Source organism: Mucilaginibacter psychrotolerans (assembly GCF_004519315.1).
Classification (GTDB): Bacteria; Bacteroidota; Bacteroidia; order Sphingobacteriales; family Sphingobacteriaceae; genus Mucilaginibacter; species Mucilaginibacter psychrotolerans.
This window is the reverse complement of the sequence record NZ_SOZE01000027.1, coordinates 16217-33435: the sequence shown is the minus strand read 5'-3', so window position 1 is coordinate 33435 and position 17219 is coordinate 16217. Positions and strand designations below refer to the sequence as shown.

The 17219-nt window shown below is 44.3% G+C and carries 17 protein-coding genes; 10 read left to right on the top strand and 7 right to left on the bottom strand.

Annotation, left to right across the window (positions count from 1 at the left end):
• The first annotated feature begins 38 nt into the window (after positions 1–38).
• Positions 39–914 carry a glycoside hydrolase family 25 protein gene (locus E2R66_RS21085; protein ID WP_240049367.1) on the top strand — a complete coding sequence of 292 codons (876 nt, stop codon included), beginning with the start codon at positions 39–41 and terminating at the stop codon, positions 912–914.
• Positions 915–921: 7 nt separating this feature from the next.
• Here E2R66_RS21085 and E2R66_RS21080 read toward each other — a convergent pair whose 3' ends face one another.
• Complete coding sequence (locus tag E2R66_RS21080; protein WP_133234463.1) at positions 922–1329, bottom strand: DUF6855 family protein; 408 nt, start codon at positions 1327–1329, stop codon at positions 922–924.
• Positions 1330–1519: 190 nt separating this feature from the next.
• Here E2R66_RS21080 and E2R66_RS21075 point away from each other — a divergent pair, with 190 nt between their 5' ends.
• The 8 genes from E2R66_RS21075 to E2R66_RS21040 all read left to right on the top strand — a co-directional run bounded on the left by E2R66_RS21075 (position 1520) and on the right by E2R66_RS21040 (position 11199).
• Positions 1520–2365: a phosphatidylinositol-specific phospholipase C/glycerophosphodiester phosphodiesterase family protein gene (locus tag E2R66_RS21075; RefSeq protein WP_133234461.1), complete on the top strand. Its 846-nt coding sequence runs from the start codon at positions 1520–1522 to the stop codon at positions 2363–2365.
• 276 nt (positions 2366–2641) lie between these two features.
• Complete coding sequence (locus E2R66_RS21070; protein ID WP_133234459.1) at positions 2642–3958, top strand: BNR repeat-containing protein; 1317 nt, start codon at positions 2642–2644, stop codon at positions 3956–3958.
• A 24-nt stretch (positions 3959–3982) separates the two neighbouring features.
• Positions 3983–4963: a family 43 glycosylhydrolase gene (locus E2R66_RS21065; RefSeq protein ID WP_133234457.1), complete on the top strand. Its 981-nt coding sequence runs from the start codon at positions 3983–3985 to the stop codon at positions 4961–4963.
• Between the two features lie 16 nt (positions 4964–4979).
• Positions 4980–6212, top strand: coding sequence for a DUF2264 domain-containing protein (locus E2R66_RS21060; protein WP_133234455.1), 1233 nt, complete (start codon positions 4980–4982; stop codon positions 6210–6212).
• A gap of 9 nt (positions 6213–6221) precedes the next feature.
• Positions 6222–7061: a glycoside hydrolase family 16 protein gene (locus E2R66_RS21055; protein WP_133234453.1), complete on the top strand. Its 840-nt coding sequence runs from the start codon at positions 6222–6224 to the stop codon at positions 7059–7061.
• Between the two features lie 402 nt (positions 7062–7463).
• Positions 7464–10112, top strand: a complete 2649-nt coding sequence (locus E2R66_RS21050; RefSeq protein ID WP_133234451.1) for a PAS domain S-box protein — start codon at positions 7464–7466, stop codon at positions 10110–10112.
• Between the two features lie 2 nt (positions 10113–10114).
• Positions 10115–10543: a response regulator gene (locus tag E2R66_RS21045; protein WP_133234449.1), complete on the top strand. Its 429-nt coding sequence runs from the start codon at positions 10115–10117 to the stop codon at positions 10541–10543.
• Complete coding sequence (locus E2R66_RS21040; RefSeq protein WP_133234447.1) at positions 10543–11199, top strand: response regulator; 657 nt, start codon at positions 10543–10545, stop codon at positions 11197–11199. The genes E2R66_RS21045 and E2R66_RS21040 overlap by 1 nt, the downstream gene beginning before the upstream one ends.
• A 13-nt stretch (positions 11200–11212) precedes the next feature.
• Here the strand turns inward: E2R66_RS21040 and E2R66_RS21035 are convergent, their stop codons facing one another.
• From E2R66_RS21035 to E2R66_RS21020, 6 genes are all read right to left on the bottom strand, one after another.
• Complete coding sequence (locus E2R66_RS21035; protein ID WP_133234445.1) at positions 11213–11827, bottom strand: acyltransferase; 615 nt, start codon at positions 11825–11827, stop codon at positions 11213–11215.
• Positions 11828–11837: 10 nt separating this feature from the next.
• Entirely contained in the window at positions 11838–12506 is a 669-nt protein-coding gene (locus tag E2R66_RS21030) for an acyltransferase (RefSeq protein ID WP_133234443.1), read from the bottom strand.
• Between the two features lie 3 nt (positions 12507–12509).
• The gene (locus tag E2R66_RS21025; protein WP_133234441.1) at positions 12510–13703 is read right to left on the bottom strand and encodes a glycosyltransferase family 4 protein; all 1194 of its coding nucleotides are present in this window, start codon (positions 13701–13703) and stop codon (positions 12510–12512) included.
• 178 nt (positions 13704–13881) lie between these two features.
• Positions 13882–14034 carry a hypothetical protein gene (locus E2R66_RS28470; protein ID WP_158288469.1) on the bottom strand — a complete coding sequence of 51 codons (153 nt, stop codon included), beginning with the start codon at positions 14032–14034 and terminating at the stop codon, positions 13882–13884.
• A 159-nt stretch (positions 14035–14193) separates the two neighbouring features.
• Entirely contained in the window at positions 14194–14367 is a 174-nt protein-coding gene (locus E2R66_RS28465; protein ID WP_158288468.1) for a hypothetical protein, read from the bottom strand.
• A gap of 3 nt (positions 14368–14370) precedes the next feature.
• Positions 14371–15564: a glycosyltransferase family 4 protein gene (locus E2R66_RS21020; RefSeq protein ID WP_133234439.1), complete on the bottom strand. Its 1194-nt coding sequence runs from the start codon at positions 15562–15564 to the stop codon at positions 14371–14373.
• Between the two features lie 226 nt (positions 15565–15790).
• On the opposite strand from E2R66_RS21020, the gene E2R66_RS21015 reads away from it, so the two are divergent.
• Positions 15791–17137 (top strand): sigma-54-dependent transcriptional regulator, encoded by a 1347-nt coding sequence (locus E2R66_RS21015; RefSeq protein WP_204985970.1) that lies wholly within the window; start codon positions 15791–15793, stop codon positions 17135–17137.
• Positions 17138–17219: the final 82 nt, after the last annotated feature.

The following is a 17219-nucleotide window of genomic DNA, read 5'->3' as shown; positions in this document are numbered from 1 at the left end:
ATCATGCGAATCATGGTTCAGACAGCTACCTTTGCGGCGTGGCAACCCCGAAATCTATTAAATCTACCAAACCTACTGTTAAACGGACTACCAAGCCCGCTGTACGCCGCAAAAAAGGCAAGCCTGCCAGTACCTGGTGGCTCTGGCCGCTGGTTATAGGCGTGCTTATCCTGCTTTCGCCTTTCTACTATGGGTACATCCTCAACGGTTTTACCGGCATGTGGCGCTGGGTACGCGATATTGGCGAGGATCCGCATTACCGCAACTATAAAAGCTATAAGATACGCATCCCATCGGGGTATAAAATACATGGTATAGATGTCTCTTACGCGCAGGGTAAAATCGACTGGAACCGCGTGAGGGAAATGGAGGACGACAGCGTTCGGGTGAGCTTTGCCTTTATTAAGGCCACGGAAGGAGTGATGCTGGTAGATTCGTACTTTAAGCGTAACTGGCGCGAGGCTCCCAAGGCGGGTATCACTTGCGGGGCTTACCATTTCTTCAGGCCTAAAAAAAGCGGTCTGTGGCAGGCGCGTTTCTTCCTGCAAAACGTAACCATGGAACGCGGCGACCTGCCCGCAGTATGCGATGTGGAGGTGCTCGATGGCACCAGTCCCGAAGCCATGCGCAAAGAATTGAAAGTTTTTTTAAAACATATAGAAAAGAAAACCGGGGTAAAACCTATCATTTATACCGGCATCAGTTTTTATAAGGATTATCTGGATGGTTATTTTGACGGTTACCAGCTTTGGATAGCGCACTACTACCAGTCGCGCTTGGCGTTAGATAGCCATACGCCCTGGCGTTTTTGGCAGCACTCGGATAAGGCGCGCGTAAACGGTATCAACCACGCGGTAGATTTCAACGTGTTTAAAGGGGATAGCCTCAGCTTCCAAAAAATGCTGATCAGGTAACGGCTGATTAAATTGCCCTCATCTTATTGCCTTTTGGATCGTGTGTTACTTCGGCCAGGCCAAGTGCTTCCATCAAAGGCGGTATGTACATGCCAAAGCGCCCGCGCAGGCCTTTCTTTAAGCCATACCAACCACCAATCGGGTTGCTTTCGGCCCGTCCCCATGCTTCAACGGTGCCTTCTTTGGCGGGTTTTTGCTCATCGGCACTGCCCAGTTCCATCCAATCGCCGTGTGCCTTCAGCATAGCGTGTAAATCATCCAGGCAACGGTAATCGTAATGCAATACGGTTTTACCCACGGTGCAAACCAAAATTGGTTTGCCGTCTTTTACATCGGCATGCATGGCGTATTCCGACGATAGCGGCGGTGTTTTTAATGCCAAAGAGGCTTCTTTAGTACCAATGTTGTAGGCCATGTTATTAGATGATTGCGTTTTTTTTGAAGCTTTGGTCAGTGGGTTCGTAACAAATATAAACTGTTAATAGACAATAATCTATAAATACTCAGGCTTTTAATATCAGCACGAAAACTTAACAATAAATTGTCATCCTAATATCATCTACTAAATACAGCTACCGTATTTTTGCATTAATCAATTATTGTAGATGCGATCAAACCCAAATTGCTTTGGCCTTCAAAAATTTTTGTTGATAGCCTGCTTCGCGCTAACGTGTAGCATAGCCTCCGCACAAAATACTCCCCTTGCAAATGGCTTTGCCCATAACGATTATTGGCACAAACGCCCCTTATATGATGCGCTTGAACAAGGCTTTACCCATATTGAAGCGGATATTTACCTGCGCAATGGTAATTTAGTTGTTGCCCACATACTGCCCATGCTGGGGAAGTACGGTACGCTTGAGAACCTTTATCTTAAGCCTTTGGCTGATTGCATTAACGGTAATAATAAGTTAGTCGCCCGTCCGGCTGCCCCGGTTACATTGATGATAGATATTAAATCCGGTGCCGATAAAACCTATGCTGCGCTGGAAGTGCTGTTGGACAAATACAAATCGCTGATATCCGGCTACGAGAAAGGTGTGTATGTACAAAGGCAAATCAACATCGTGCTAACCGGCCACAAACCTGTTAAGCTGCTGAAGGCCCAGCAAAACCGACTGGCATTTATTGATGAGGACCTGCTGAAAACCTATCGCGACACCCTCGCCGTGAATATTTATCAAACTGCCAGTTGCAAATACAGCAAAATGCTGAAATGGGACGGGAAGGGCACAATACCCACAGAAGAACGTGAACGGCTGACGGCCTATGTAGCCATGGCACACAAATTTGGCAAAAAGGTAAGGCTGTGGGCCTCGCCAGAAAATACAGCCGTGTGGGCCGAACTGTTGGATTGCGGCGTAGACCTCATCAATACCGATAAACTGGCCGAACTGAGCGGATTCTTAACGTCACGGTCGGCTAACCAGGCGTTGGCACAGGTGCAGTAGATGCAGGCCCAGTATGAGAGTTTTCGTCTTTTTTAAACCAACAGGCGCAAACAGGCACCTTCATGAATACGCTCATTCGTATTACTCCCCTAAAGTTTACAATTTTACCCCCTGTAAGTTATCCTCAAAAGGAATTACTTTGCTTTTACAGCATGGTGTTTTATCGTTAGCAATAAAGCAGCATGAGTTTCATAAAAACAGCTATATTTAGGATAGTTTATACAATTGGTTGTTAAGCGGCAGCTTTAGGCTGTCGCTTACTTTTTACGGGTAACCATGCTTTTAACGCTGCGAACAAGGAAATTTTTATTTTTTGTACTATATACCATAGCCACTACCGGTGCATTTGCCCAGGTGAGTACCATAGCCAACAATGGCTGGGCAGCCAACTCTGTAAACACGGTTATCTTCCGCAAAAATTCACTGGTCAGTTTTAAGGATACCCAATACGCCGCATATTACGATGCGGAGCAGTATATGGTACTGGCCAAACGCAAACAGGCATCTGCAAATTGGCAAACCCTACGTACCGCTTACAAGGCCGATGCTGCCGATGCCCATAAAAGCATCAGCATCATGGTAGATGGCCGGGGTTACCTGCATGTAGCCTGGGGGCACCATAACCAGCCGCTAAACTATGCCCGTAGCATAGCTCCAGGTAGTTTAACACTAAGCGAACCGATGCCTATGACCGGCCTGAACGAGGATAGGGTAACTTACCCCGAGTTTTATAAGCTCCCGGGCGGCGACCTGCTGTTTTTTTACCGCGACGGCCAATCGGGCAATGGCAACCTGGTGTTGAATCGCTACAGCGTAAAATCAAAAAAATGGCTGCGCGTGCAGGATAACCTAATAGATGGCGAAAAGGCACGCAACGCCTACTGGCAAATTGCGGTGGACGGTAAGGGCATCATTCACCTCTCGTGGGTTTGGCGCGAATCGGCAGATGTGGCCAGCAACCACGATATGTGTTACGCCCTGTCTGCCGATGGCGGTAAAACCTGGCAGCGCAGCAATGGGCAAAAATACAGCATACCCATAACCGTAGCCACGGTAGAGTATGCCGCCCGCATACCGCAACAAAGCGAATTGATTAACCAAACGGCCATGTTTGCCGATGAGCAGGGCAACCCATACATAGCCACTTACTGGCGCGAAGCCGACGAAACCGTGCCGCAATATCATTTGGTTTATCATGCGGGTGGTAAATGGCATACGGCCAACCTGGGTTTCCGCAAAACACCTTTTACGCTTGGTGGCGTAGGCACGAAGGCCATACCCATCTCGAGGCCGCAAATCGTTGCCTGGCAGCATAAAGGGCATACCGCAGCTGCACTTGTTTTTAGGGACGAGGAACGCGGCAGTAAAGTATCTATGGCGGTTAACCAGGATTTGGGTACCAATAAATGGGGGATATCAGATTTGTCGCAAGCATCTGTTGGCTCCTGGGAACCAAGTTACGATACCGCTTTGTGGGCACACAAACACATACTGAACTTGTTTGTACAGCGCACTACGCAGATAGATGGGGAGGGCAGAGCCGCAGTAGAGCCACAACCCGTTCAGGTGATACAGTGGCAACCAGTAAATTAAGCATCCAATAAGAAAACATATATTATGAGTTATAGCACATCTATCCTGAGAAAAATTACGACAACACTGGTTTTAGGTTTTGCAGCCGCTGCTGTTAACGCGCAAAGCATCGATACCCTGCATGCGCCCGCACCGGCTTTACCGGGCGTTTATGCCGACCCTAACATCGCGGTTTTCAATAACAAATTCTACATTTACCCAACTACCGATGGTACCGAGGGCTGGCAATCTACCCAGTTTAGTTGCTGGTCGTCGGCCAACCTTACCGATTGGAAGAATGAGGGTGTGATATTGGATTTGCCTGTAGACCTCACCTGGGCAAAGGTGCGGGCCTGGGCACCAACCATAGCCACTAAAAACAACAAGTATTATTACTATTATACCGCCGATGTAAATATTGGCGTGGCGGTTGCCGATAAACCTACCGGACCTTTTAAGGATCCCCTGGGCAAACCGCTCATCCGCAGAGGGCTGCTGGGCGGGCAGATGATAGACCCGATGGCTTTTGTAGATGATGACGGCAGCGCTTACCTTTATTGGGGGCAGGGCCAATGCAATGTGGTGAAGCTTAATGCCGATATGATTAGCTGCGACACCAGCAAAATAACTTCCTTTAAGCCGGAGGGTTACAACGAGGGACCTTTTATGATAAAACGTAAGGGTCTTTACTACCTCATGTGGTCGGAATATGATACCCGCGACCCGCGTTATTCCATAGCCTACGCAACTTCCAAATCGCCGCTTGGGCCGTTCGTAAAAGCCGTTGGTCACCCTGTGCTGAAGGGCAAGGGCGTGGTGAAAGGCGCGGGCCACCATTCGGTGGTACAGGTGCCGGGCAAAGATGAATGGTATATTGCTTACCATCGCTTTAAAATACCGGATGGCAACGGCTACAACCGCGAAACCTGTGTAGAACGGATGTATTTTGATGCCGATGGAAACATAAAGCCCGTAGATGTTTTCGGCAAGTTAAAGCCGGTGAAGATGAAGGCAGGGAAGAAATAAATGCTGAAATTTGAGCATGAAGAAAACGCTTGTCCTGCTGTCGCTACTCGCTTTGAGCGTATCATCGTTTGCACAAAAGCAGACGGCGAAGGCTATTCCTACGCGTAAGCTGTGGCTGAATTACCTGGATAAAGTTGCCCGGCCGGTTTTATCGAACCTGGCGGCCGACCAGCTAAGGCTGAAGATGCCCATGGAAGTGTCTGAAAGGACAGATAACAAACAGGGCCGTACCGAAGCAGGTTATTTGGAAGCCTTTGGGCGTACGCTAAGTGGCATAGCGCCCTGGCTACAGATGGAAGGGGGAGATGCTGCCGAGGTAAAGCTGCGTACCCAATACCGCGATTGGGCGCTGAAAGCTATTGGCAACGCTGTTGACCCGAAAGCCAAAGACTATATGCAGTGGAAGGGTGGGCAGCCGCTGGTTGATGCCTCTTTTGTGGCCCTGGGGCTTATCCGCTCGCCATGGCTGTGGCAGCACTTGGATGAGCCGGTAAAAAAGCAGGTGATAGATGCCATGATGGCTACGCGCGGCACCGTGCCGGTTTACAGTAACTGGATACTGTTCACGGGGGTGATAGAAGCGTTCTTTTGTAAATATGATTTGCCTTACGACCCCGTGCGTGTTGAGTATGCGGTGCGCGAGTTTACGCAACATTGGTACGTTGGCGATGGTATGTATTCCGACGGGATGGAATTCCATTTCGATTATTATAACAGCATCGTTATCCACCCAAACCTGGGTGCGATACTGGATGTGCTGAACGAAAAAGCCAAAAAGTACGGCGCTGAGCAAGTACGCGAAACAGCCACTGGTCAGCGTTATGCAGAAATACTGGAACGGCTGATCAATACCGACGGTAGTTTCCCGGCAACCGGTCGCTCTATTGTTTACCGGGGCGGTTTGTTTACGCACCTGGCCAATGTGGCCTATAAAAAGCAATTATCCGCCACTTTGCTGCCTGCCCAGGTAAGGGGCGCATTAACCGCAGTGATACAGAAAACCCTGGCCGCACCGCAAACTTTCAACAACGCGGGCTGGCTGAACATGGGCCTTTATGGCAAGCAGCCCGGGTTGGCCGATTTTTACATCACCACGGGCAGCCTTTACATTTGCATGGATATATTTTTGCCGCTTGGCCTGCCCGATACCGATGAGTTTTGGTCCGCTGCCGATGCCCCCTGGACCTCGGTAAAAATATGGAGCGGGCAGGATATGCCTGCCGACCACGCGCTTGATATCAAAAAATAGATTTTGGATATGCATATCAAAAGGATAGTAACCCTGTTAGCGTTTTTAACAGCCATGCCCTTACTTAGCCGCGCGCAGCAGGCAGATACCAGCGGCTACAAATTGGTTTGGGCCGATGAGTTTGACACCGATGGCCCCGTCGACCCAAAAAGCTGGCAATTTGAAGAGGGGTTTAAGCGCAACAACGAAGCGCAATGGTATCAGCCGCAGAACGCCGTTTGCCGTAAGGGTATGCTGGTGATTAGCGCGGAGAAAGTGCATCAGCCAAACCCAGGCTATGTTGCCGGGAGTAAGGATTGGAGAACCGGCAGGGAGTATATAGAATATACATCTGCCAGCATCAATACCAGTGGCCTGCACCAATGGCAATATGGCCGCTTTGTAATGCGCGCCCGCATACCTACCGATGACGGCTTATGGCCCGCGTTTTGGACGCTGGGCGAAAAAGGGCAGTGGCCATCTAACGGTGAAATTGATATTATGGAGTATTACCGCAACATGCTGCTGGCCAATATTGCCTGCGGTACCGCCACGGCCTACAAAGCCAAATGGTATAGCGTTACAAAGGATATTAAAACCTTTGGGCCCGGCTGGAGCAAGCAGTTCCATATCTGGCGAATGGATTGGGACGAGCAGGCTATCAGTTTATATGTTGACGATAGCTTATTGAACCGTGTGCCACTTTCAGATTTAACAAACCGAGATGCGGAAGCGATAAACCCATTCAAGCAGCCACACTATATCCTCTTAAACCTCGCCATAGGCGGCGACAATGGTGGTGACCCGGCTAATACCCGCTTCCCTCAGCAGTATGAGGTGGATTACGTAAGGGTTTATCAAAGGAAATAAGCGCTGGAAAATTTTTTGTGGCCGGCCAGTCGACTCTGGAGCAAATTTAAGCCCGCGACACAAGCCACAATCGGGCTCATCATGCGCTTTGGTGGCTACCCAACTCCACCGAATGTGTCCAACATTTCTGAAAATACAATTGGTTAAACAATAATCACACAAACCGCTGGTCCGGCGGGTATTTGTATCGCTTAACGACAAAAATTGAGGCATGATTTAACAAAATGCCAATAAATTTTATGATCTTATCTTCAAATAGTGCATTTTTTCGTATTTATTTATATTTGATAAAATGAAAGAAATATTATTTCTTTTCTTATAATTGTAGTTAAGCCGATCAACTAGTTATACTTGCTTTAACCTTAACCGGGAATAATATTTACTCTTCATGTTCATTGTATAATGGCAATGTTAGACACGTTCGACCCAATAGATCATAATCTTGCTGTGCCAAATATTTTGGTTGATAATAAGTTATTTCAAAAACTGATAGAAAACAGCTATTCGGGCATTACGCTATTCGATAAAAACCTGAATATTATTTATCGTAGCCCCTCTGCAGAACGCATTAGCGGCTGGAAACGAGAAGATTTATCATCACAATCTCTTAATGATCTTACACACCCCGAAGACTTAAAAATAGTAAACCAAACATTCGACAAGGTAATGGGTAACCCCGGTTTGCCGGTAAACGCTACTTTTAGAACAAAGCATGCCGGTGGGCATTTTATTTGGATTGAAGCTATTTTTACCAATCTGCTACAGGATGCCGATGTGAATGGCATTGTTTGCAATTTTAAAGACATATCGGCGCAAAAAAATGTAGAGTTAGCGCTTGAGCAATCCATCCATGAATTGTCTGATTACAAATATGCACTGGATGAATCAGCTATAGTGGCAATTACCGATCATAAAGGGATAATAAAACACGTTAACAATAATTTCTGCAATATATCCAGGTATTCCAGGGAAGAATTGATTGGGCAGGACCACCGTATCATCAACTCATCTTATCACGAAAAGGCATTCATCAAAAACATATGGACGACCATTGCAAATGGCAATATATGGAAGGGCGAATTAAAGAATAAAGCTAAAGATGACAGCTATTATTGGGTTGATACCACAATTGTTCCGTTCCTGAATGAAGAGGGCAAACCATACCAATACGTAGCCATCCGGAGCGATATTACCGAACGAAAGGATAAGCAGAAAAAAATAGTTGAAAACAGCCGTTTTATCAAGACCATCACCGACAATCTGCCGGCGATGATGGCCTACTGGACGGCCGATTTGCATTGCTCATTTGCAAACAAGCCGCTTTTAGATTGGTTTGAAATGCAGTCGGAGCAGATGCACGGTATTAGCAAGCAAGCGCTATTCGGTCCCTTAGAATTTTCATCATACGAACCATTTATAAACGAAGTATTAAAGGGCTTTCCGCAGAGTTTTGAACGGACCTTTGTTAAAGAAGGCGGCAAAACAATCTATACCTATACGCAGTATCTACCAGATAGGCAAGGCAACTTAGTCAAAGGTTTTTACTCGTTAATTCATGATATAACCGAAGTTAAATTAGCAGAACGTGCGCTTAAAAAGCAAACTGAAAAAGTTGAACAGGCCACCAGTCTCGCGCGCATTGGGAGCTGGGAAATTGATTTAAGAAAGCAAACGGTTTCCTGGTCGGCTATCACCAAAGAAATACTGCACGTCGACAGTGATTTTGAGCCTACGCTTGAATTAGGTATAAGTTTGTACAAAGAAGGGAAAAGCAGAGATACGGTACTTGAAGTGATAAAAAATGCCATGGAACATGGCACACCCTGGGATGAAGAACTTGAAGTACAGTCTCCGGCCGGGATAACTAAATGGATACGTGTTATTGGCGATGCCGAATTTGTAGGCGGTGTTTGCGTAAGGCTGTACGGCAGCTGCCAGGATGTCAACATCCGCAAGATGGCCGAATTGCAAAACCAGGAAACATTAATTGAGAAGAACACCATTTTAGAAAGCATTGCAGATGCTTTTTTTGCTGTTGATAAAAACTGGGTTGTTACGTACTGGAATAGGATTGCTGAGGAAATTTTGGGCAAATCGAGAAATGAAATGCTTAATAGCAACCTGTGGGAGGTTTTTTCTGATTCTGTGCACTCTGAATCTTACAAAAACTATATGCGGGCCATGATGAGCCAGGAAGCGGTGCATTTTGAAGATTACTACCCACCGTTGCAAAAATGGTACGAAATAAGCGCCTATCCATCAGCGCGCGGTTTATCTGTGTATTTTAAAGATATTACCGAACGCAAAATACACAACATAGAACTTTTAGAATTGAATGAAAGCCTGCGTATGAAGGCCAAAGAACTTGCAATTTCAAATGCTGAGTTGGAGCAATTTGCTTACGTAGCCTCGCACGATTTGCAGGAGCCCTTGCGAATGGTTACCAGCTTTTTAACGCAGTTAGAAAGGAAGTATAATGATATTATCGACGATAAAGGCAGGCAATACATCCACTTTGCCGTTGATGGTGCCAAAAGGATGCGCCAAATTATATTGGATCTGTTAGAGTTTTCGCGAGTGGGTAAAATTGAAGACAAACTTCAGGAAGTTAACATCAATGTAATTATTGAAGATATATTAGCCCTTTACCGAAAACAAATACAGGATAAACGCGCAAAAATTGAATGCAAGGATTTGCCTGTGTTGAAAGCTTATAAAACCAGTTTGCGGCAGGTTTTTCAAAACCTAATCAGTAACAGTTTAAAATACAGCAATGCGGCGGTGCATCCGGAAATAAAAATTAAGTGTGTCGATCACGATTCGTACTGGGAGTTCTCTGTTACAGACAATGGCATTGGTATAGATGCGGAATACTTTGAGAAAATATTTATCATTTTTCAGCGCTTACACAATAAAAACGAATACTCTGGAACAGGGATGGGGCTTGCTGTTACCAAGAAGATAGTTGAAAGTATGGGTGGTAAAATATGGGTAGAATCTGCAGAGGGAAAGGGTAGTACCTTTTATTTCACCATTTTAAAAAATCTGTAAGTATGAAATCAGTACATATATTACTTGTTGAAGATAACGAAGGCGACATTCTGCTTACTACCGAGGCGTTAGACGATAGCAAAATAGTAAACAACATCACCGTTATAAAAGACGGCAAAGCTGCTATCAATTATTTTGCCGCCCTGAGCAGTGGCGCGCAGAAACCGGATTTGGTATTACTTGATGTTAATTTGCCCAAAAAGAGCGGGCATGAAGTGCTACAGTACATAAAGAACCACAACAACTTTAAGCACATCCCGGTTATTATGCTTACCACTTCTTCTGCAGAGCAGGATATTTTAACGGCCTACAGAGAACATGTTAATTGCTACATTACAAAACCCATTGATGTGACCGATTTTATAAAGGCAGTCGCCAAAATAGAAGACTTTTGGATAAATATCGTAACCATACCTGATAAACGCCGGTGATGCATACCTACCAAGGAAAACATAAAATTTTGGTTATTGAAGATAACCACGGCGATTTTGCCCTTGTGGAAGATTTTTTGTTTGAGCAAATAGAATCGCCCGAGATAGTGCGTGCCGAAAGTTGTAAATCTGCAGTCGGGTTATTAAGTGCCGATAGCAGTTTTGATGTAGTGCTTTTAGATCTGTCGCTGCCGGATAATACAGGCGAATTGCTTATCAAAGATATTATTGACGCCGGTAGCCAGGCACCGGTAATTGTTTTAACGGGTTATGCGGATTTTGACTTCGGGGTGAAGTCATTGTCTTTAGGAGTATTTGACTATATGTTGAAGGAGGAACTCACCTCCTTGTCATTATTTAAAAGCATTGTTTATACTATAGAACGTAAAAAGATAGCCACTGCTCTTCGGGACCATGTTAATGCCGTTGAAAATCAAAACGAGAAACTGAAGGAGATATCATGGATACAATCCCATTTAGTACGTGCACCGCTTGCGCGGATCATGGGGCTTATCCCTTTGATAAAAGATGCTAACTGCGATGAAGAACGGGAAACGATGTTGCAATTTCTGCAATTATCTGCTAATGAATTGGATGGCGTTATCCGCAGCATTACCGACAAAACCAGCAAAGCCGATTTTCACATGCCTGAATAGTGCTAAAAACTAATTACTTGTTCACTCTTTCCCACGTGCCGGTGGTAAAATTATACTGCTTAATTACTTTAGCCGGGTTGCCAACAGCTACACTGTAAGGGGGGATGCTTTTAGTAACCACCGCACCCGCGGCCACTACGCTATGTTTACCTATAGTTACGCCGGCTGTTATTACGGCATTGGCGCCTATCCAGGCTTCGTCTTCAATTACAATAGGGGCAGAGGTTACCTTTTGCAAACGAATAGGGGTAGTTACATCCTGATAACTATGATTCAGGCCGCTACATACGATATTTTGGGCCAGTATTACCTGGTTGCCTACTGTAACCGGGCCAATAAGCACGCTACCCAATCCTATGCGGCTATCGTCTCCAACAATAACGCTACCTACGCCATTGTTTACCGTACAAAAATCTTCTATCGTAGCATTTTGACCCAGCGAGAATTGGTGAAAGGGAAAAATATCTACCCTGGCACTTCTACGTATTTCTGAGTTTTTTCCGCGTTTGTGAAACAGCGGTGCCGCAAACCAGCGTACCCAAAACCGTGGTCGTGCATTGGTTACTATTAATTTATGCAATATTGCTTTTATTCGGTCGCTGGATTTGATTTTGGCTATTATGGTCATTTACGTTAGGTTAGTTAAGTTGATAAGAAGGGGCCACATCTTTGTTTGTATGGATAGCGCGGATATGTTTAGCGGGTACGCCGCCTACGAGCGTGTACGGCGGTACATCTTTGGTAACCACGGCACCTGCGGCAACCACGGCCCCTTCGCCAATTGATACGCCCTTTAGTATGATGCATCGGGTAGCCAGCCATACATTATCACCAATGATGATGGCATCGCTGCCAGAGTTTTGGGTGTGGCTGCTTACGTCATGGAAATCATCATCCATAATGATAACTTCGTTTGCTATGTGGCAGTTTTTGCCAATTTTTATGTGATTACGCGATGATATGTTTGCGCCTGTATTGATAAAAGTGTTTTGGCCTATCTCGATGGTTGCCCTCGGCCCGGCCGATATCAATGTAATGCCCATGTGCGACCAAATGCGGCAATTATCGCCAATTAAGATTTTGCCTTTCGCATTTACCTTCAACCGGCCCTTAACGCTTACCATTTTGCCGGTGGTGCATTTGCGCAACCTTATTGCTGCGTTTGGTACATCCCACATGCTGGTGATTATGGATATTAGCAGCACCCGGTAAATCCGCATATACTCGGCTGCCGATTGCGGTGCCCTCCCGTAGTAGTCGTTCGCCAGTACCGATATTTTGTTAAATATTTTCGCTTTGATTCCCATGGCTTATATTGCTTTTTCTATTTCGTGGTAAATCGCTACTGTTTTTTTCGTGGCGGCATCCCAGCTAAAGCTGGTAGCCCTTTTTTGCCCCGCTTTTATCAGGCTGTATTTTAGCAATGGCAAGTTAAGAATTTGGTAGGCAGCTGTCGCAATTTCATTTGCATTACGTGGATCAACCAATAGTGCTGCATCGCCTGCAATCTCTGGCATGCAAGATATATTAGAAGTTACCACAGGTATACCGCTTGCCATAGCTTCTATTATAGGCAGCCCAAAGCCTTCGTTTAACGATGGGAACCAAAGCATGCTGGCACCCTGGTATATGGCCGGCAGGTCGTTTTGTGGGATATATTTCATAGTATCTATATAGCCCTTTATCCAAAGAAGGTTCTCTTGTTTAAGCAACCGGGTTAATTCGGCTTCGGTTATGCCCTTCATCAATAATCGTGGGGAAAACGAATTGAGTACCAGTAATTTTGCATAGGCTTTTAAAACGCCGATAGTGTTCTTGCGCGGAGCACTGTTAGACATAAAGAAAATGTAACCCTTTTTTAATCCGTAGCCCTGCAATTTGGCTTCCAAATCTTCCTCGTTCACTTTATCAAAAAAACGATTGTCTACACCGTTGTGTATTACTTCAATTTTATCAGCAGATATGCCTAGTTTCTCAATGATGATCTTCTTTTGAAAGTCGGATACGGTTATAACCTTTACCGCTTTTTTTGCTATGCGCCCGACCACTGCCTTACGGTACATATTGCCTAAGCGCTGGTACCAGCTCGATTTGGTCAGCAGGTTGTTTTGTTCCAGAAAAATAACATCGTGCAATGTTAATATAAGTGGTACGCCTGAATTAAGCGGAGCGGTATTGGCTGTGCAATGCAAAATATCGGCTTTTATTTTTTTACAGGCTCTTGGCAAAATGTATTGCTCCCATATTACGTAAGGAGCTTTTTTCAGCATGTGTACAACCCTGTTTGGTGTAGAAGAAATGCAGCGGTCGGTATCCTGTTTTACCATTACATGGTAATCAATATTGTCTTCGCCAAGCGGAAGGCGTTTAAGCAGTTCATGTGCTACTACATCCATGCCGTGTTTGTGCGGTCTGAAGATACGCTGTACTTCAATGGCAATTTGTAACCTTGCTTTTGAAAGCGTTGGTTTTTCTGACTCTAATAAAGTAGTGTTAAGTAACATATCTTTTAGCTTATATTTTGAATACTGAAATCCACAGTTACTATTAATGTGCCACCATATTAATTAGTTGATTATCAGCGTTTTGATTTATTAAAATTTCTTTTTTTTGGAAATTTTTCTAAAAAATAAACTACCGGTGGCAAAAGAATAAACTGGTGTGGAAATTATGATACAACCTTTAAAAGCGGTCCTCAATCCTATGTGGCTTATCACCAATCAGGATATCGCTTATGCTGTCGTTAAACGTGCAGAAGTCCTCGATAGTTACATTTTTCGCGTTTATGGAATAGCGATGCAGAAAAGCAACGCACCCAAAAACTTGGCCGTTCATTGGTTACGGTTAATTGATGCAATACTGCTTTTATTGGATCGGTGGATTTAATTTGGGATAATTAATTCCTTTACGTAATAGTCAGTAAAGCTGATAGGAGGTAGCTATTGATTGGTTTGTGTATTTTAGTATCGCGGATGTGTTTAGCGGGTACGCCGCCTACGAGCGTGTATGGCTTATTGCTGCATTCGGCTCGTAGCACATGCAACTTAATATGGATACCAGCAATACCCGGTAAATCCGCATATACTCGGCCGTCGACTGCGGTTCTCTCCCGTAATACTCCATCGCCAGTACCATCACTTTGCTTGATATCTTTGCCTTGATACCCATGGCTTATATTGCTTTTTCTATTTCGTGGTAAATAGCTACTGTTTTTTTGGTGGCGGCATCCCAGCTAAAGCTAGCCGCTCTTTTTTGCCCTGCTTGTATAAGGCTGTATTTTAATAGGGGCAAGTTAAGAATTTGATAGGCAGCTGTTGCAATTTCATTTGGCTTATTGGGGTTAACCAATAATGCTGCATCGCCTGCAATCTCTGGCATGCAAGATACATTAGAAGTTACTACCGGGGTGCCGCTGGCCATGGCTTCAATGATCGGCAGGCCAAAGCCTTCGCTAAACGAAGGGAACCAAAGCATGCTAGCACCCTGATATATAGCGGGCAGATCGTTTTGTGGAATATATTTCATGGTATCTATATAGCCCTTCATCCAAAGCAGGTTCTCTTGTTTAAGTAGCTTGGTCAATTCAGCTTCGGAAATGCCTTTCATTAGCAATCGTGGCGAAAACGAATTAAGTATCAGTAATTTGGCGTATGCTTTTAATACGCCGATAGTATTTTTGCGCGGAGCACTGTTCGACATAAAGAATATGTACCCTCTTTTTAACCCGTACGCTTGCAATTTGGCCTGTAAGTCTCCGTCGTTTACTTTATCAAAAAAACGATTGTCTACACCGTTGTGTATTACTTCAATTTTATCTTCGGCTATGCCAAGTTTCTCTATAATAAGCTTCTTTTGAAAGTCGGATACGGTTATAACCTTTACCGCTTTTTTTGCTATACGCCCAACCAGTGCTTTACGGTACATATTGCCCAGGCGTTGGTACCAGCTCGATTTGGTTAGCAGGTTGTTTTGCTCCAGAAAAATAACATCATGTAATGTTAATATAAGCGGTACTGTTGAGTTAAGCGGAGCGGTGTTGGCTGTGCAATGCAATATGTCGGCTTTTATTTTTTTGCAAGCTTTTGGTAAAAGGAATTGTTCCCATATAAAATAGGGGGCTTTTTTCAGCATGTGAACAACCCTGTTTTGCGTAGTAGAAATGCAGCGGTCGGTATCCTGTTTTACCATTACATGGTAATCAATATTGTCTTCGCCAAGCGGAAGGCGTTTAAGCAACTCATGCGCTACTACATCCATGCCGTGTTTGTGCGGCCTGAAGATGCGATGTGCTTCAATGGCAATTTGTAACCTTCCTTTTAAAAGTGATGGTTTCTCTGACTGTAATAAAGTAGTGGTAAGTAACATATATTTAGCTTATATTGTGAATACTGAAATCCACAATTGCCACTAATGTGCCATTATATTACTATGTTGATTATCAGTATTTTAATTTATGCCAATTTCTTTTTTTTGGAAATTTTTCTAAAAAATAAACTATCTGTAGCAAAAAAATAAACCTGTGCGGATATTAACATACAACCTTTAAAAACGCTTTGCGTATATAGCTGAACCTTTATTTTAAATGTTTAACATGAATGCTTATAATATTTTTATAGTAGAAGACGACAGATGGTATGGCGAAATATTGCAATATCATTTTAGCCTTAATCCCGACTATAAGATAACCCGGTTTGAAACAGCCAATGCTTTCCTTGATAACCTATACCTACAGCCCGACCTCATCACCATCGATTTTTCTTTACCAGATATGCGCGGCGATAAATTGTATCAGAAAATCAGGGAGATTAACTCTACAGTGCCTGTTATTGTAGTGAGTTCGCAGCAGGAAATTACAGTGGCTGTAAATCTCTTGAAAATGGGGGTGAGCGATTATGTGGTAAAAGATGAGGCCGCGAAAGATATTTTGTGGAACAGTGTTATCCGCATAAGGGAAACACAAACCTTAAAAAACGAAGTAATTCATCTAAAAGAAGAGTTAAGGCAGAAGTTCTCCTTCGAAAAAACGCTGATTGGGCAAAGCGATGCCCTTAAGCGCATATTCGGCATGATGGAAAAAGCCACTAAAACCAACATCAACGTATCCATAACGGGCGAAACCGGTACTGGCAAAGAATTGGTTGCCAAAGCCATCCACTACAATAGCGACAGGAGAAAAGGAACGTTTGTGCCTGTAAACATGGCTGCTATACCAAAAGAACTGGTAGAGAGTGAGCTTTTTGGCTATGAAAAGGGTGCTTTTACCGGTGCCTTAGGGCGTAAGACGGGTAAGTTTGAGGAAGCAAACGGCGGCACCATCTTCCTGGATGAGATTGCTGAATTAGACCTTAGCGTACAAAGTAAATTATTGAGGGTACTGCAGGAGCGGGAAGTTGTGCGTATTGGGGGCAACGAAAAAGTAAAACTCGATATCCGTTTAATTACTGCAACACATCAAAACCTGGCAGAAGCGGTTAAGGCCAATAAATTTCGCGAGGATTTATATTACAGGCTGATGGGGCTACCTGTGGAATTACCGCCCCTGCGCGATCGTAATAACGATGTTTTGATACTGGCCAAGCATTTTGCCGACGAATTTGCCCGCCAAAACAAACTTGGGCCGATCACTATTGCACAGGATGCAAAAAATAAGTTGATCCGTTATAAGTATCCGGGTAATATTAGGGAATTAAAGGCTGTTGTTGACCTCGCCGCAGTGATGTGCGAGAACAACGAAATAACTGCCGACGATATCACTTTCAATTCCATTAAACGTGAAAACGAATTTTTAGGCGAACAAAAAACGTTGCGCGCTTATACATGCGATATTATCAAATTCTATCTTAAAAAGAACAACAACGATATCGCATTAACAGCCGAGATGCTTGACATAGGCAAGAGCACAATTTACAAAATGATGCAGGATAAAGAACTTACCTAAAGCTGTTTTCCAAATTTTAGACTTTTTTCCAAAATATAGAAAAAATATTTGCGCATTTTCAATTCATTAATATGATAATCAA

Bases quoted from the DNA above. Each gene is read 5' to 3' on its own strand.
- E2R66_RS21080 (WP_133234463.1), bottom strand. From the start codon at position 1,329: ATGGCCTACAACATTGGTACTAAAGAAGCCTCTTTGGCATTAAAAACA.
- E2R66_RS21075 (WP_133234461.1), top strand. From the start codon at position 1,520: ATGCGATCAAACCCAAATTGCTTTGGCCTTCAAAAATTTTTGTTGATA.
- E2R66_RS21070 (WP_133234459.1), top strand. From the start codon at position 2,642: ATGCTTTTAACGCTGCGAACAAGGAAATTTTTATTTTTTGTACTATAT.
- E2R66_RS21065 (WP_133234457.1), top strand. From the start codon at position 3,983: ATGAGTTATAGCACATCTATCCTGAGAAAAATTACGACAACACTGGTT.
- E2R66_RS21060 (WP_133234455.1), top strand. From the start codon at position 4,980: ATGAAGAAAACGCTTGTCCTGCTGTCGCTACTCGCTTTGAGCGTATCA.
- E2R66_RS21055 (WP_133234453.1), top strand. From the start codon at position 6,222: ATGCATATCAAAAGGATAGTAACCCTGTTAGCGTTTTTAACAGCCATG.
- E2R66_RS21050 (WP_133234451.1), top strand. From the start codon at position 7,464: ATGGCAATGTTAGACACGTTCGACCCAATAGATCATAATCTTGCTGTG.
- E2R66_RS21045 (WP_133234449.1), top strand. From the start codon at position 10,115: ATGAAATCAGTACATATATTACTTGTTGAAGATAACGAAGGCGACATT.
- E2R66_RS21040 (WP_133234447.1), top strand. From the start codon at position 10,543: ATGCATACCTACCAAGGAAAACATAAAATTTTGGTTATTGAAGATAAC.
- E2R66_RS21035 (WP_133234445.1), bottom strand. From the start codon at position 11,827: ATGACCATAATAGCCAAAATCAAATCCAGCGACCGAATAAAAGCAATA.
- E2R66_RS21030 (WP_133234443.1), bottom strand. From the start codon at position 12,506: ATGGGAATCAAAGCGAAAATATTTAACAAAATATCGGTACTGGCGAAC.
- E2R66_RS21025 (WP_133234441.1), bottom strand. From the start codon at position 13,703: ATGTTACTTAACACTACTTTATTAGAGTCAGAAAAACCAACGCTTTCA.
- E2R66_RS28470 (WP_158288469.1), bottom strand. From the start codon at position 14,034: ATGAACGGCCAAGTTTTTGGGTGCGTTGCTTTTCTGCATCGCTATTCC.
- E2R66_RS28465 (WP_158288468.1), bottom strand. From the start codon at position 14,367: ATGGGTATCAAGGCAAAGATATCAAGCAAAGTGATGGTACTGGCGATG.
- E2R66_RS21020 (WP_133234439.1), bottom strand. From the start codon at position 15,564: ATGTTACTTACCACTACTTTATTACAGTCAGAGAAACCATCACTTTTA.
- E2R66_RS21015 (WP_204985970.1), top strand. From the start codon at position 15,791: ATGAATGCTTATAATATTTTTATAGTAGAAGACGACAGATGGTATGGC.